Annotated in this window: 13 protein-coding genes, 1 tRNA gene and 1 pseudogene; 10 read left to right on the forward strand and 5 right to left on the reverse strand. The window is 34.4% G+C overall.

The annotated features are described in order from the left end of the window. Positions 1–2 precede the first annotated feature (2 nt). Positions 3–278, forward strand: coding sequence for an ATP-dependent Clp protease adaptor ClpS (locus WHC90_RS11130; RefSeq protein ID WP_188598535.1), 276 nt, complete (start codon positions 3–5; stop codon positions 276–278). A 1-nt stretch (position 279) separates the two neighbouring features. Further along, on the forward strand, positions 280–552 hold the full coding sequence (locus tag WHC90_RS11135; protein ID WP_188598536.1) for a hypothetical protein: 273 nt from the start codon (positions 280–282) through the stop codon (positions 550–552). A 69-nt stretch (positions 553–621) separates the two neighbouring features. Here WHC90_RS11135 and WHC90_RS11140 read toward each other — a convergent pair whose 3' ends face one another. Beyond that, entirely contained in the window at positions 622–2,145 is a 1,524-nt protein-coding gene (locus WHC90_RS11140; protein ID WP_188598537.1) for a M20/M25/M40 family metallo-hydrolase, read from the reverse strand. A gap of 283 nt (positions 2,146–2,428) precedes the next feature. On the opposite strand from WHC90_RS11140, the gene WHC90_RS11145 reads away from it, so the two are divergent. The 4 genes and pseudogenes from WHC90_RS11145 to WHC90_RS11160 all read left to right on the forward strand — a co-directional run. Beyond that, positions 2,429–2,848 (forward strand): hypothetical protein, encoded by a 420-nt coding sequence (locus WHC90_RS11145; protein ID WP_188598538.1) that lies wholly within the window; start codon positions 2,429–2,431, stop codon positions 2,846–2,848. Positions 2,849–3,225: 377 nt separating this feature from the next. Further along, positions 3,226–3,828 (forward strand): TetR/AcrR family transcriptional regulator, encoded by a 603-nt coding sequence (locus WHC90_RS11150; protein ID WP_188598539.1) that lies wholly within the window; start codon positions 3,226–3,228, stop codon positions 3,826–3,828. A 57-nt stretch (positions 3,829–3,885) separates the two neighbouring features. After that, positions 3,886–4,689, forward strand: coding sequence for a haloacid dehalogenase type II (locus WHC90_RS11155; protein WP_188598540.1), 804 nt, complete (start codon positions 3,886–3,888; stop codon positions 4,687–4,689). 51 nt (positions 4,690–4,740) lie between these two features. Next, positions 4,741–5,508, forward strand: a pseudogene (locus WHC90_RS11160) (SDR family oxidoreductase); the annotation flags it as partial. A 1,597-nt stretch (positions 5,509–7,105) separates the two neighbouring features. Here the strand turns inward: WHC90_RS11160 and WHC90_RS11165 are convergent. The 4 genes from WHC90_RS11165 to WHC90_RS11180 form a co-directional block, all read right to left on the reverse strand. After that, positions 7,106–7,179, reverse strand: a tRNA-Arg gene (locus tag WHC90_RS11165). Between the two features lie 43 nt (positions 7,180–7,222). Continuing rightward, complete coding sequence (locus tag WHC90_RS11170) at positions 7,223–7,453, reverse strand: DUF2007 domain-containing protein (protein WP_188598542.1); 231 nt, start codon at positions 7,451–7,453, stop codon at positions 7,223–7,225. 11 nt (positions 7,454–7,464) lie between these two features. Beyond that, a complete protein-coding gene (locus tag WHC90_RS11175) occupies positions 7,465–7,614 on the reverse strand; it encodes an SsrA-binding protein (protein ID WP_188598543.1) in 150 nt (49 codons plus the stop codon). A 38-nt stretch (positions 7,615–7,652) separates the two neighbouring features. Beyond that, entirely contained in the window at positions 7,653–8,246 is a 594-nt protein-coding gene (locus tag WHC90_RS11180) for a hypothetical protein (protein WP_188598544.1), read from the reverse strand. Positions 8,247–8,364: 118 nt separating this feature from the next. Here WHC90_RS11180 and WHC90_RS11185 point away from each other — a divergent pair, with 118 nt between their 5' ends. The 4 genes from WHC90_RS11185 (at position 8,365) to WHC90_RS11200 (ending at position 15,837) form a co-directional block, all read left to right on the forward strand. Beyond that, positions 8,365–9,303 (forward strand): calcium/sodium antiporter, encoded by a 939-nt coding sequence (locus tag WHC90_RS11185; protein ID WP_188598545.1) that lies wholly within the window; start codon positions 8,365–8,367, stop codon positions 9,301–9,303. 144 nt (positions 9,304–9,447) lie between these two features. Further along, positions 9,448–11,631, forward strand: coding sequence for a glutamine synthetase III (locus WHC90_RS11190; protein WP_188598546.1), 2,184 nt, complete (start codon positions 9,448–9,450; stop codon positions 11,629–11,631). A 75-nt stretch (positions 11,632–11,706) separates the two neighbouring features. After that, complete coding sequence (locus WHC90_RS11195) at positions 11,707–12,885, forward strand: AIR synthase related protein (RefSeq protein ID WP_188598547.1); 1,179 nt, start codon at positions 11,707–11,709, stop codon at positions 12,883–12,885. Positions 12,886–13,281: 396 nt separating this feature from the next. Then, positions 13,282–15,837 (forward strand): adenosylcobalamin-dependent ribonucleoside-diphosphate reductase, encoded by a 2,556-nt coding sequence (locus tag WHC90_RS11200; protein WP_188598548.1) that lies wholly within the window; start codon positions 13,282–13,284, stop codon positions 15,835–15,837. Positions 15,838–15,925 lie beyond the last annotated feature (88 nt).

The following is a 15,925-nucleotide window of genomic DNA, read 5'->3' on the forward strand; positions in this document are numbered from 1 at the left end:
ACATGAGTACTAAAGAAAAAATCCAAGAAGATGTAGATGTCCTAGAAAAGGAGGTCAATCAGCATGAAATTGTTTTGTTTAATGATGATGTCAATACCTTTGATTTTGTTATTGATTCTTTAATGCAAGTATGCGAGCATACAGCAGAGCAGGCAGAACAGTGCGCCATGTTGGTGCATTATAAAGGAAAATGTACGGTAAAGACAGGAGAGTATAAAGATCTAAAGCCGCGTTGCTCAAAATTACTAACCTTAGGATTGTCTGCAGAACTTATTTAATATGGAGAACGTTTTTAACTACTATGAGTTTTCAGATTTTTTTAAAGATGCTTCAGAAAGTTTTTCTGGACATGAAATCTGTATGAGTGAATTAAATTCAACACACTTTTTAATTTTTGAAAAGACAGAGAGCCAATACAATTTGTACATCTCTAAGTATGGTTCTAAAAAAGAAGTGGGTGTAAAATCACCAGAGATTTTAGAATTGTTAGTAGAAGATTACGACAAAAGCAAACCAGAACATCGCATCGCTATTCGCAGGTATTTTGAATAAGCATACCGTCATATAAAAGAAGCCTCTAAACAACTAGTTTAGAGGCTTCTTCTTTAGGGTAAAAGCTGCTTATTTTTTTACTTCTTTTCTAGGAAGTATTTCATCTCTTTGAGCTGTGTTGTAAACAAAAGTTGCCACAATTACTGCCATTTGTTTTAAATCATCAATAACCAATCTTTCATAAAAATCAGCATTGGTGTGGTGTGTTCTTGTGTTGTACTCAATTGGATCTTGAATAAACTGAAATCCAGGGATACCAACTCCATCAAATGCTTGGTGATCGGTTCCACCTGTATTGTTGGTGGTTACAGTTGTGTGATTGATAAGATCTGTAAAAGGAGTTAACCAACTTTTAAAAATAGGAACTACTTTTTCATTTTGTTGTGTGTAGATTCCTCTAATTCTACCCGTGCCGTTGTCTATATTGTAATAAGCAGAAATGGTCTCAGGTGATTTATTATCTGTAATATGGTTTTTTACATAGTTACGAGATCCGTGTAAACCTTGTTCTTCACCACCCCATAAGGCAATTCTGATGGTTCTTTTTGGTTGCAAACCTAAGGTCTTTAAAATTCTTACAGCTTCCATCATTACAATAGATCCGGCAGCATTATCTGTTGCTCCAGTTGCACCGTGCCAAGAGTCTAAGTGAGCACCTAACATCACAACTTCTGATTTTAACTTTCTGTCTGTACCAGGAATTTCTGCTAAGACATTGTATCCTTGTAAGTCTCTGTTGTTAAAACGAGTTTTAACTTCTGCTTCTACCTCTACAGGAACATTATTTTCGCTTAAACGAACCATTAAGTTTACATACTCTGGAGCCATTTCTAACTCACTGATTCCTTTAGGACTGTCTTTAGCATAGGCTCTTGGGCTACTTGTAAATAGCGTTCCATGGCTTCCTCTAGTACCGTGGATAATTAAAGCAGCACCTTCTTTTAATAAAAATGGTCCAACTTTTTGAGATAAGGCTCTTCTTTTTGCGCGTTCAGCTCTTGCGTTATTGTTGCTGTTGTTTCCGGTTGGACGAACTCTTGGTGCTTGTGGTTGAGTCATTTTGTCCAAAGCTTCTGTGGTAAAACGAGTAGCATCTGGATTAAAAGTAGGTCCTTGGTTTCCTGTAGACTTCATCACTACAATAGCACCTTTTAATTTGCCTTGGTACTTTGCAAAATCTTCTTCAGAATTTATTTGAAGGACTACAATGTTACCTTTGATAGCTCCATTGGTGCTTTCTGTCCAAGCTTTAGGAATGGCAACAAAAGGCATATAGTAGGGTTTGGTCATGGCTACATAACTTTTTTCCATTTCCCAGCCTTTACCAAATTCTCCCCAGTTTTCTGTTTTTGCATTTTTTAAACCCCAAGAAGTTAATTGATTTACAGCATAGGTTGCAGCTCTTTTGTATCCTTCTGAATTGGTTAAACGAGATCCTGCTTTGTCAATAAGCTCAAAAGCAATTTTCTCTACATGAGAGTTGTTTAGGCCTTCGTTTTTAATTTTTTGAATTGCAGTAGCATCAAATGTTTCTTGACCCATGCTTATAGAAGCATAAAGTACCGCTGTTAAAATAAATAGTTTGCGTAACATGTTTTGGTTGTTTTTAATGAGTGTTTAGTTTGTTTGTGGTTGTTTGCCCTTTCTCTTTGATAGTCAATTATTTGATAAATGTAAATAAAAAAATCACCTAACGATGGTTTAGGGGTGATTAAGTGTTTTTTTTAACAGTGTGTTAGATAAAACAGGTGGATTGCTGCTAGATTTTATTTAATGAGATTTTTGTAATACATTGAGATAGAATTAGGTTCCTTTTTTATTTGCTTAACCATTTTACGAACCATTAACAAATACGTTGCCTTTTGGCAATTTAAATATGAAGAAGCTTATTGGTCTTGGATTTGTGTTTTTCATATTATCCTCTTGTCATTACTTTAATCAATTAAGTTCAGACAAAATCTTAACCGAAGAGATTGAGTTAAAATTTAATTCAAAATCGCCTATAATTGATTTAGCAAGTCTTAATAGTTTTGAGTGGGATGCATTAGTTATTCTAGAGCCATATACTTTTATTGATAATGTTGAGGGAGTTTTAGATTTAGAAAATATTAGAGAAAATGCAATCAAGTGGAGTGATTCTTTTAATCTTTTCGTTTTTCTAGAAAACGGTAAATCTGTTAAAATATCTGAAGTTTCGAGGAGAATTGGTGATTTTAAAAATTATGGAAAGCTTATTAAAAAAAGCAAAGCCAAATTTGTAAAAACGGAAAATGGAGAAAATAGAATAGTTGAATAAATGTGGTTTGATATTGCGAGAAGTTACTTGCTTTATCACCTAGAGCCCGCAAGGATGTCATGTGCAAATGCATCAGCAGTATTTGTCTACTTTTTCAGTTAACAAAAACACAAGTGTCGTGTAAATGTCGAGCAAATAACAATTGCTATTTTTGGTGAGTAACCTGCTTGGAAATACATTTATTAAAAATTTCAATTTAAATGAGAAAAGAAGATTTTGGAAAAAAATTAATTAGCATTTTATTAATTATTAGATCCAACTTTCTAAAAAATGTTTCTCAATACCAATTTTAGTTCTCTTTTACTTCTAACCTCGATAAAATATATTGAGAAATAGATAAAACATACCACTTGTACTTTTTTGTATATCTTTGCACTATGCAGCAAGAACTAAAATCTGAACTTACTAAGCAACATATTGTGCAAGAGGCATTTACCCTGTTTTACGAAAAAGGGTTTAAAACCACAAGTATTAATGATGTAATGAAAGCAACCAAAATGTCTAAAGGTGCTTTTTATCATCACTACAAAAATAAAGAGCAACTTGGATTAGAGGTGATTGAACTGAAAATTTTGAAACGAGTTTATGATGCCATGATTTTACCTTTAAAAGAACAAGGTAATGCAATGGACATTTTAGAAAATACTTTTTTAAATAGAATCAAGTCCTTTCCCTTTTATGATAAGAAGCATGGCTGTCCTATGAATAATCTTATCAATGAAATTGGCAATTATGAAATGAGTTACCAGTTGGCTTTAAAAAAGATTATTGAACAATGGAAAAAGGCACTTATTGCTCTTATTAATCAGGGGAAAAATCAAAACGAAATTAAAAAAGGAGTACCAAGTGAAGCTGTAGCTATTTATTTAATCAGTGCTTTTGAAGGAATTAGAGGGATTCGGAAATTATATGATAATGATAGTATTCTTGATCAATATATTTCTGGATTGTCTTTATACCTTCATGAATTAAAAGCTTAAATTTTTTTATCCAAAAACATACCAATCGGAATGTTTTTTAATACAATTACATAAACAATGAAAAACAACAGAAGAAATTTTATTAAAAATACCGCTATGCTAGGTATTGCAGGAGCAACCATTCCTCAATTTGGATTTGCTGGAGTAACTAAAGGTAAGGCAGATGTCAGCGCTTTAAGCTTAAGGCCTAAAGTATTATTTTTTGATGTTAATGAAACTTTATTAGATTTAACAGCCATGAAAACAAGCGTAGGAAACTTGCTTGGAGGTAGAAACGATTTATTGCCACTTTGGTTTACTACCATGTTACAATATTCCTTAGTCTCTACAGTTGGTAGACAATACAAGGATTTTGGAATCATTGGGGCAGCAGCTTTACAAATGGTCGCGGCAAACAATGGTATTTCTATAACAGAAAAAGAAGCAAAGGAAGCTATCTTAGGGCCAATCCGTTCTTTACCGGCTCACCCAGAAGTAAAAGCATCTTTGCAAAAATTAAAAGATGCTGGATATAAATTAGTTTCTTTTACCAACTCATCAAATAAAGGAGTGAAGACTCAATTTGAAAACGCAGGTTTGTTAGATTATTTTGAAGACAGATTGAGCATTGAAGACATGGGTAAATTTAAGCCTCATGCAGATGCTTACGATTGGGCAGCAAGAAAAATGAATGTTAAGCCTTCTGAATGTCTTTTGGTTGCAGCTCATGGCTGGGATATTGCAGGCGCACTTTGGTCTGGTTGGAGAGGAGCTTTTGTAAGTAGACCAGGCGCTCAATTATATCCTCTTGCTCCAAATCCAGAAATTAATGAAAGTAATCTACAACTCGTGGCGGCAAAATTAATTTCTATAAAAAAATAAGTCAAATAAGAATAGAACCTTAAAGGACGTCATGAGCTAAGTTGTCACTTCCTTCATTGTTCTGTTCTAATAAAACAAAACAGTATGAAAGTTAAAAATAAAGTAATTATTGTTACGGGGTCTTCTAAAGGAATAGGAAGAGAAGTGGCTATACTTCTGGCTGAAAATGGCGCAAAAGTAGTTGTTAATCATTCTAATAGTGAAGATGCAGCTGCTAAAACTGTTGAAGATATACTAATAAAAGGAGGAGAAGCTTTGGTGATTAAAGCAGATGTAAGTCAAAAAGATCAAGTAACCCATCTATTTGATAAAACCATTGAGGCTTTTGGGAAAATTGATGTTTTGATAAACAATGCGGGGATTATGTATAATGAATTTTTAAAGAATCAAAGCCAAGAAGATTTCACGAAGATTTTTGATGTAAACGTACGTGGTGTTTTTAATACACTTCAAGAAGCTGATAGTAAACTGGCGGACAATGGAATTATCATTAACTTTTCTTCTAGTACCGCTAAGTTAATGTTTCCTAAATACGCTTTGTATTCGGCCTCAAAAGCAGCCGTTGAGCAAATTACTAAAGTTTTTTCTAAAGAAATAGGAAGAGGCATTTCTGTTAATGCTATTGCTCCGGGTGCAACAGCAACAGAATTATTCTTAAATGGAAAATCACAAGAAATGATTGATAAGTTAAGTGCTATGAATGCTTTTAATAGATTGGCAGAGCCTATTGATATTGCTAGAGTGGTTTTGTTCTTAGCAAGCGATGATTCTAAGTGGATTTCAGGGCAAGTAATTGGTGCAAATGGCGCTTTAGTTTAAGGGAGATAACTGCTTGCGATACAGGGTGATTAGTAGTTGGCTAATATTGCGATAACTTATATTAAAAAAGCTCACAGTTAAGTGGGCTTTTTTATTCTAAACGTTTTTTTTTTTTTTTTTAATTTTCATCCGGGTTTTTGAACGAGTTCAAACCCTTTTGGAGGTTACAAGAAGTTCACGCAGTTCTCGACTCCGCTCGAACACCGTTAATATTATATGCAATCTACTTTTAAAACAGGGTCTTTGAGCGGAGTCGAGAAGCGAGGATTAAGAGTTGTGTAGTAAATCTATTTATTAGCTTTATTGTTTTGGGAAGTTTGACAGGATTATTAGCATGATCCAGAGTGAGCTCCGAAGTCTAAATGAAAAAGCGCAAATTAAAAATTTGCTATTTTTTTAATTTTCATCCGGGTTTTTGAACGAGTTCAAACCCTTTTGGAGGTTACAAGAAGTTCACGCAGTTCTCGACTCCGCTCGAACACCGTTAATATTATATGCAATCTACTTTTAAAACAGGGTCTTTGAGCGGAGTCGAGAAGCGAGGATTAAGAGTTGTGTAGTAAATCTATTTATTAGCTTTATTGTTTTGGGAAGTTTGACAGGATTATTAGCATGATCCAGAGTGAGCTCCGAAGTCTAAATGAAAAAGCGCAAATTAAAAATTTGCTATTTTTTTAATTTTCATCCGGGTTTTTGAACGAGTTCAAACCCTTTTGGAGGTTACAAGAAGTTCACGCAGTTCTCGACTCCGCTCGAACACCGTTAATATTATATGCAATCTACTTTTAAAACAGGGTCTTTGAGCGGAGTCGAGAAGCGAGGATTAAGAGTTGTGTAGTAAATCTATTTATTAGCTTTATTGTTTTGGGAAGTTTGACAGGATTATTAGCATGATCCAGAGTGAGCTCCGAAGTCTAAATGAAAAAGCGCAAATTAAAAATTTGCTATTTTTTTAATTTTCATCCGGGTTTTTGAACGAGTTCAAACCCTTTTGGAGGTTACAAGAAGTTCACGCAGTTCTCGACTCCGCTCGAACACCGTTAATATTATATGCAATCTACTTTTAAAACAGGGTCTTTGAGCGGAGTCGAGAAGCGAGGATTAAGAGTTGTGTAGTAAATCTATTTATTAGCTTTATTGTTTTGGGAAGTTTGACAGGATTATTAGCATGATCCAGAGTGAGCTCCGAAGTCTAAATGAAAAAGCGCAAATTAAAAATTTGCTATTTTTTTAATTTTCATCCGGGTTTTTGAACGAGTTCAAACCCTTTTGGAGGTTACAAGAAGTTCACGCAGTTCTCGACTCTGCTCGAACACCGTTAATATTATATGTAATCTACTTTTAAAACAGGGTCTTCGAGCGGAGTCGAGAAGCGAGGATTAAGAGTTGTGTAGTAAATCTATTTATTAGCTTTATTGTTTTGGGAAGTTTGACAGGATTATTAGCATGATCCAGAGTGAGCTCCGAAGTCTAAATGAAAAAGCGCAAATTAAAAATTTGCTATTTTTTTAATTTTCATCCGGGTTTTTGAACGAGTTCAAACCCTTCTGAAAATTAAAAAAAGCTCACAGTTTCTGTGAGCTTTTTCATTCTTTAGTGACCTCGACTGGATTCAAACCAGTAACCTCTTGAGCCGTAATCAAGTGCGCTATTCAGTTGCGCCACGAGGCCGTAAGCGGGTGCAAATATACTAGCATTTTTTTAAATATAAAACCTATTCTGAAATTTCTTTTTGAAAATTTTCAATGATGCTTTGTGCTTGTTCTAGGTCCTTTTTATAGATGAGTACATCAACAGAACTTTGTAAGGTTCCAAAGCCTCCAAGTCTACCAGATTCAACATTGTCTTTGAGCATCGAAGGGATTCCTTTGTCATCTAAAAGGCTTTGTAAGCGAGTTGCTAAAATGCGAATATCAGAAAATACTTTAATGTGTTCTAAGGTCATAATGTGTGTTTTTAGAGTGAGTTTATTGTTACGTAAGCGCGCCATCCAATAATGGCCAACTGCATTTTACTTGCTTTAGAAATATCTAGTTCTCTTTTTGTATAAGAAGGCAATAGGGCTTTATTTATCTTGGCAAGTAGTACAAACAATTGTTTTTTCATAGATGTAATTTAAGCAAAAATCTCTTAATCTTCAAGGATTAATTTCTTTTTGTTGTGATGATAATGGCGCCGTTTTTTCCTTTGTTTCCATAAGTTTTTCTTGCAGACTCTTTCTGTAGAACCTCAAGAGATTGTATGCTGTTTACATTAAGTGCTATTACTGCTTTTTTACTGACTATTTTTCCGTCAAGTATATAAATAGGATTCTCTAGTCTGCTGTTGTTTTTGTTAAGTAGTTCTTCAGTTGAAGCTGGTTGGGTTGTTTTGCTGTCGTCTACTGTGATAGATACAAATCCATAGGCTTCGCCTATGCTAACATTGGGGATGGGTTCTTTGCTGTCAAGAGTAATGGTAGAGCTGCTCTTTTTGTTTTTTACAAGCAGGGTAATATGTGTAATCTCATGTTGTTTGTTAAAGTCTAGGTTGCTATATGTAAACTGAACTCCTGTAGTTGCTAAGGTATTCTTTAGTTCATCTAATTTTTCTTTTGTGTGGTTTTTAGTAATGGTCTCTGAGTATCCATCAAACCTATTTTGGAGAAACCCTTTTTTTTCTTGAGCAAAAACTGCGCTTTGGAATAAAACCAAAACTGCGAAAATCGTAAAAAGGAATCTGTTGTTTTTCTGGAGCATATCGTTTTGTTTTAACAAAGGCGGCTAGTGTAGTATAAAAGTAAAATTTTTAAAATGAACTACATAGAAATCTGCCTAAAAAATCAATTTGTATTATCTTCGCAAAAAAAGATTTTACATGAACTTAGGCTATATTATTTTAGGATTGGTTTTCTTAATTTTAGGGGGGAATTGGCTTTTAAAAGCGGCTGTAGGGATGTCATTGCGATTAAACATTCCTAAAATTATAATAGGTATGACCGTGGTGTCATTTGCAACTTCTGCACCTGAGCTTATTGTGAGTGTAAAAGCAGCCTTAGATGGGCACCCTGATTTGTCTTTAGGAAATGTGGTAGGTTCTAATATTGCCAATCTAGCATTGGTGTTGGCTATTACTGTTATTTTGTCTAAAATTGATGTAGAGAAAAGTTTTTACAAAACAGATTGGCCCATAATGATGGTAGCCTCTGGATTGTTGTATTATTTTTTATCCGTAGATCAAGTGATTGATTTTAATGAGGGGGTAATAATGTTGGGCTTCTTAGTGCTTTTTTTGGTCTACCTATTAAAGTTTCAAAAAAAGGCAGTGGTAGTCGATGAGATTTCGGAGGTAGAGCCTACTATGCAGTTGTATAAAATTGTGTTGTTCTTGTTTGTTGGAGGTGTTGGTTTATGGGCAGGATCAGAATTTTTAATTAAAGGAGCGGTCAATTTAGCACAAGATTTTGGAGTTAGTGAGCGAATCATTGCAGTTACAGTTGTTTCTATTGGTACAAGTGTCCCTGAGTTAGCAGCATCTATCATCGCCGTACTTAAAAAAGAAAAAGCCATTTCTTTAGGAAACTTAATAGGGTCTAATATCTTTAATATTTTGGCAGTACTTGGAATCACTTCTATGATTACTCCAATTCAATTAAAAGATGTCGAACTTTTAAACTATGATATCTTTTGGATGTTAGGGTTTTCTTTCTTGATTTTTCCTCTGGTTTTCTTTCCTAGAAAAATGCGTCTTGATTGGAAAGACGGATTTATTTTATTGATCCTTTATGGTATTTACCTGTTTACAACTTTAGGTTAATTTTATAAAACCCTTTGTTTTTGAGGTGAAATTTGTGTTAAAGTTATTTATTTGTTAACATACCCCCTAAATTTTAGGGGTTTTGTTTTTTAAAATGATTTTTTTATTAACTTTGCCCTGTATAATTTAAATAAATTAATAAAAATGTCTACAATCAGATTTAATGCATTGAAGGAGGCTCTTAAAAGAGTTCCTGTTGAAATCAAAGAAGAAGAAAGAAAGTCAGAGGCTTTTGGTAAAAATGTATTCAATGAGCACTCTATGCGTCAGTTTATGACCAAAGAAGCGTATCAGAGTGTAATGGATGCAATTGAATTTGGAAAAAAGATAGACAGAAAAGTAGCAGATCAAGTAGCCGCAGCAATGAAAGATTGGGCCTTGTCTAAAAATGCTACTCATTATACACACTGGTTTCAGCCATTAACTGGTGCGACTGCAGAGAAGCACGATGCGTTTTTTGAAACGATGGGTAACGGTAGAGCCATGGAAAAATTTGGTGGAGGTGAATTGGTACAGCAAGAGCCAGATGCATCGAGTTTTCCAAACGGAGGGATTCGTAATACTTTTGAAGCAAGAGGGTATACTGCTTGGGATCCAACTTCACCAGCATTTATTTACGGAACAACACTTTGTATTCCAACAATTTTTGTTGCTTACACAGGAGAAGCATTGGATAATAAAACACCTTTGTTAAGAGCGCTTCAGGCAATTGATTCTTCTGCAACAGCAGTTTGTAAATATTTTGATAAAAACGTAACCAAAGTAAATGCTTCTCTAGGTTGGGAGCAAGAATACTTTTTAGTAGATGCTGCTTTGGCAATCTCTAGACCTGATATCAACCTAACAGGTAGAACCTTATTGGGGCATTCGCCTGCAAAAGGACAGCAATTAGATGATCATTATTTTGGTTCAATTCCGCGTAGAGTTTTAAGCTATATGCGTGATATGGAGCAAGAGTGTATGTTGTTGGGGATTCCAGTTAAAACTCGTCATAATGAAGTGGCGCCAAATCAATATGAATTGGCACCAATTTTTGAAGAGGCTAACTTGGCAGTAGATCACAATTCATTATTAATGGATGTGATGGAAAGAGTTGCTCAAAAACACAATTTTAGAGTTTTATTTCATGAAAAGCCATTTGCTGGGATTAACGGTTCTGGAAAACACAATAACTGGTCATTAGCAACTAGTACTGGAATTAACTTATTGAGTCCAGGAAAAACTCCAATGAAGAATTTACAATTTTTGACATTTTTTGTAAATACAATCAAAGCGGTTCATGATTACGAAGAATTGATTAGAGCGTCTATTGCATCTGCAAGTAACGATCATCGTTTAGGAGCAAATGAAGCACCTCCGGCAATTATTTCTGTATTTATCGGATCTCAATTATCAGCGGTATTGGATGAGTTAGAAAATGTAACAAACGGAAAATTATCTCCAGAAGAAAAAACAGATTTAAAATTAAATATTGTAGGTAAGATTCCTGAGATTTTACTAGATAATACTGATAGAAACAGAACATCGCCTTTTGCTTTTACCGGTAATAAATTTGAATTGAGAGCAGTGGGTTCTTGGTCAAACTGTGCAGGTTCAATGACGGTTTTAAATACCATCGTTGCTAAGCAGCTTAAAGACTTTAAAGTTGAGGTAGATGCCTTAATAGAAAAGAAAAAACTTAAGAAAGACGAAGCTATTTTTAATGTGCTAAGAGAGTATATTAAAGCATCTAAAAAAATACGTTTTGAAGGAAACGGATATGGTGATGAGTGGGAAGTAGAAGCTGTAAAAAGAGGATTGAGTAATAATAAGACGACTCCAGAAGCTTTAAAAGCTAAAAAATCTGCAAAAACCATTGCTCTTTTTGAAGAAATGGGTGTAATGAGTAAGATAGAAACAGAAGCTCGACACGAAATAGAATTAGAAGAGTATATCTTAAGAATTCAAATCGAAGGAAGAGTATTGGGTGATATCGCAAGAAATCACGTAATACCAACGGCTATTAAATACCAAAATACGTTGATAGAAAACGTGAGTGGATTAAAAAATATCTTTGGAGCTGAATTTGAAGCACATGCTAAAGAGCAAATGGATTTAATTAAGAAAATATCAATGCATATTGCAGGAATTAATTCTAAAGTTGAGTCTATGACTGAAGAGCGCAAAAAGGCTAATAAATTACATGGACAAGAGGCGGCAGATGCCTATTGTAATATTGTAAAGCCTTGCTTTGATGAAATTAGATACCACTGTGATAAATTAGAGTTACTAGTGGATGATGAACTTTGGCCATTGGCAAAATACAGAGAGTTATTATTTACGAGATAACAAAAAATTAAATCCCGCGAAAGCGGGATTTTTTGCATACAAAAAAGTAACTTTGTAACGACAAAACACACAAACATGAGTCAAGAAGTTTCCAAGAGATACGCACAAAGAGGGGTGTCTGCATCTAAAGAAGATGTGCACAATGCCATCAAAAATATAGACAAAGGATTGTTTCCAAAAGCCTTTTGTAAAATTGTACCTGACTATTTAACCAATGATGAGGATTACTGTTTAATTATGCATGCTGATGGAGCAGGAACAAAAAGTTCATTGGCTTATATGTATTGGAAGGAAACTGGTGATCTTTCTGTTTGGAAAGGGATTGCTCAGGACGCATTAATCATGAATATTGATGATTTATTATGTGTGGGAGCAACCGACAATATTATGTTGTCTTCTACTATTGGTCGTAATAAAAGTAAAATTCCAGGAGAAGTTTTATCGGCTATCATTAATGGAACAGAAGAATTAATTGAGGATTTAAAAAAATTCGGAGTAACCATTCATTCTACAGGAGGAGAAACTGCTGATGTTGGCGATCTAGTAAGAACTATTATTGTTGATTCTACTGTGACTGCTCGTTTAAAACGAAGTGATGTTATAGATAATGCAAATATTAAAGCGGGTGATGTGATTGTTGGCCTAGAGTCTTTTGGACAGGCTACCTATGAAACTTCGTATAACGGAGGGATGGGTTCTAATGGATTGACCTCTGCACGTCATGATGTTTTTGACAATTATTTAGCAACAAAATACCCAGAAAGTTATGATGCAGCGGTTCCTGCTGATTTGGTTTATTCTGGAAAAACAAAATTAACTGATGCTGTTAAAAACTCGCCAATTGATGCGGGTAAATTGGTTTTGTCTCCGACGAGGACTTATGCGCCGATTGTCAAAGAAATCTTATCGAAATTTACTTCAGATACTGTGCATGGAATGATTCATTGTTCTGGTGGAGCGCAAACAAAGATTTTACATTTTGTAGATGAATTACATATAGTAAAAGACAATATGTTTCCGGTACCGCCTTTGTTTCAATTAATTCAAGAGCAGTCTAAAACTGACTGGAAAGAAATGTACCAGGTATTTAACTGTGGGCATAGAATGGAGTTGTATGTATCGCCTGAAGTAGCAAAAGAGATAATCGCTATTTCTAAATCATACAATGTGAATGCTCAGATTATTGGTAGGGTAGAGGCCTCAGCGTCAAAAAGATTAACCATAAAAAGTGAGTACGGTACTTTTGAGTACTAGAAAGCTGTATACATATAGAAAAAAGCCTCAGAATAATCTGGGGCTTTTTTATGTCTTTTTTGTAATATCAATTAGTGGCTTGAATAGCAATCAAATAAGTTTTTCGGTTTATTTGGGTTAAAATGCAAATGGATTTTTTCTTTCTTTTTCTTGTTATTTTTTTTGAGTACAAAGTGCCCTTGTTAGCTGCTCTGTTAGAGGGTTTTGTGTATTTAAATCTAAATATAAAATAAAAATTTTTGCAAACTTTTTTGTAGTTGAAAAATATTAAAATACTGATTTTTAGTTTTTTGCGATTTTTTCTTGTAAACTTCATGATTTTAATCATGTTTTTAATTGTTTTATTTTACGTACTTTAGAGTTCTTAAATATGAATATAATTCTCTAGTAAAATCAATGAAATCTACAACACAAACCACACCTAAGAAGACCTACACGAGGGAAGAAGCACTCGCTGCTGCTTTAGACTATTTTAATAACGATGATTTGGCTGCAAGTGTTTGGTTAAACAAATACGCATTAAAAGATTCTGACGGAAATATTTATGAAAGTACTCCTAACGAAATGCATACCAGAATTGCAAGAGAAATTGCAAGAGTAGAGCAGCGTTATGAAAATCCATTAACAGAATCAGAAATTTTTGAAGCTATAAAAGACTTTAAATATATTGTTCCACAAGGAAGCCCGATGGCAGGAATTGGGAACCCTTTTCAGATCGCATCTCTTTCAAATTGTTTTGTCATTGGTAATAATGGCAATTCTGATTCTTATGGAGGAATCATGAAAATTGATCAAGAACAAGTTCAATTAATGAAACGTCGTGGAGGTGTTGGTCACGATTTATCACATATCAGGCCCAAAAGTTCTCCTGTAAAAAACTCTGCATTAACATCTACAGGGATTGTTCCTTTTATGGAGCGTTATTCAAATTCTACCAGAGAGGTCGCTCAAGATGGTCGTCGTGGTGCTTTGATGTTATCGGTTTCTATCAATCACCCAGATTCAGAAGATTTTATCGATGCAAAATTGGAGCAAGGAAAGGTGACTGGAGCAAATGTTTCGGTTCGGATTGATGATGCTTTTATGAAAGCAGTAAAAAACGATGAAAAATACACACAGAAATATCCAATTTTTAGCGCTGATCCTAAGGTTACAAAGACTATAGAAGCCAATAAATTATGGAAAAAGATAGTGCACAATGCTTGGAAATCTGCTGAGCCTGGTATCCTTTTTTGGGATACCATTATTAATGAATCAGTGCCAGATTGTTACGCTGATCTAGGATACAAAACGGTTTCTACAAATCCTTGTGGTGAAATTCCTTTATGTCCTTATGATTCTTGTCGTTTATTGGCAATCAATTTGTTCTCTTATGTAGAAAACCCATTCACCAAAAAAGCAGCATTTAACTTTGACTTGTTTAAAAAGCACATAGTCATTGCACAAAGAATGATGGATGACATCATTGATTTAGAATTAGAAAAAATTGATAAAATATTAGAAAAAATTGATGCAGATCCAGAAGAAGACAATGTAAAAGCAACAGAGAAAAACCTGTGGTTAAATATTAGACAAAAAGCTTACGAAGGAAGAAGAACTGGTATCGGGATTACTGCAGAAGGAGATATGTTAGCTGCTTTAGGAATTAGATACGGAAGCAAAGAAGGAAATGATTTTTCTGTAAAAGTGCACAAAACTTTAGGAGTAGAAACTTACAGAGCTTCTGTGAATTTGGCAAAAGAACGTGGTGCCTTTTCAATTTTTGATTCAGAAAGAGAAAAAAACAATCCATTTATTTTGCGTTTAAAAGAAGCAGATAGCAAATTGTACTATGAAATGTTAGAGTACGGACGAAGAAATATTGCTTTGTTAACGATTGCTCCAACCGGAACAACAAGTTTAATGACGCAAACTTCATCAGGAATAGAACCTGTTTTTATGCCTGTTTATAAGCGTAGAAAAAAAGTAAATCCAAATGATAAAGGTTCTCGAGTAGATTTTATTGATGAGCTTGGAGATTCTTGGGAAGAATATGTAGTTTTTCACCATCGATTTAAACAATGGATGGAGGTAAACGGAATCGATTCTTCTAAAAACTTTTCGCAAGAAGAATTGGATGTGCTGATAAAAAAATCACCCTATTACAAAGCGACGTCTAATGATGTAGATTGGATGAGTAAAGTAACTATGCAAGGTGCTGTTCAGAAATGGGTAGATCACTCTATTAGTGTGACCATTAATTTGCCAAATGATGCGAATGAAGATTTGGTTGGTGAGTTGTATTTAAAAGCCTGGGAAGTTGGTTGTAAAGGTGTCACTGTTTATAGAGATGGTTCTCGTTCTGGAGTATTAATCTCTAATGATGAAAAGAAAGAAGAGAAAAAAGAAAATGTATTGACTTCTTTTCCTGTTATTCGTCCAGAAGTTTTAGAGGCTGATGTGGTTCGTTTTCAAAATAAAAAAGAAAAATGGATTGCTTTTATAGGCTTACTTGATGGGATGCCGTATGAGATATTTACTGGTTTGGCTGATGATGAAGATGGGATTTTGATCCCACGTTGGGTAGAAAACGGAGTGATTATAAAAAGCAGAAATGAAGACGGAACTTCTCGTTATGATTTTCAGTACAAAAACAAGCGAGGTTATAAGACGACAATTGAAGGATTATCACATAAATTTAATCCTGAGTTTTGGAATTATGCCAAATTGTTTTCTGGGACCTTGCGCCACGGCATGCCAATTGATAAAATTGTAGAATTGATTCAGAGCTTGCAATTGGATAGTGAGTCTATAAATACCTGGAAAAATGGGGTTGTTCGCGCGCTAAAACGATATGTAGAAGATGGGACAAAAGCAAAAGGGCATACCTGTGAAAACTGTAAATCGGATAATTTAATTTACCAAGAAGGTTGTTTAACCTGTCAAGATTGTGGTTCTTCTAAGTGTGGATAAGCCATATTCGTATAGCGAAAAAAAATCCCAAATTCAATTTGAATTTGGGATTTTTGTTTTATTCAGGTTTTTAAATAAATAATGTTGA

Origin of the sequence: Polaribacter pacificus, assembly GCF_038024035.1 — a bacterium.
Taxonomy (GTDB): domain Bacteria; phylum Bacteroidota; class Bacteroidia; order Flavobacteriales; family Flavobacteriaceae; genus Polaribacter; species Polaribacter pacificus.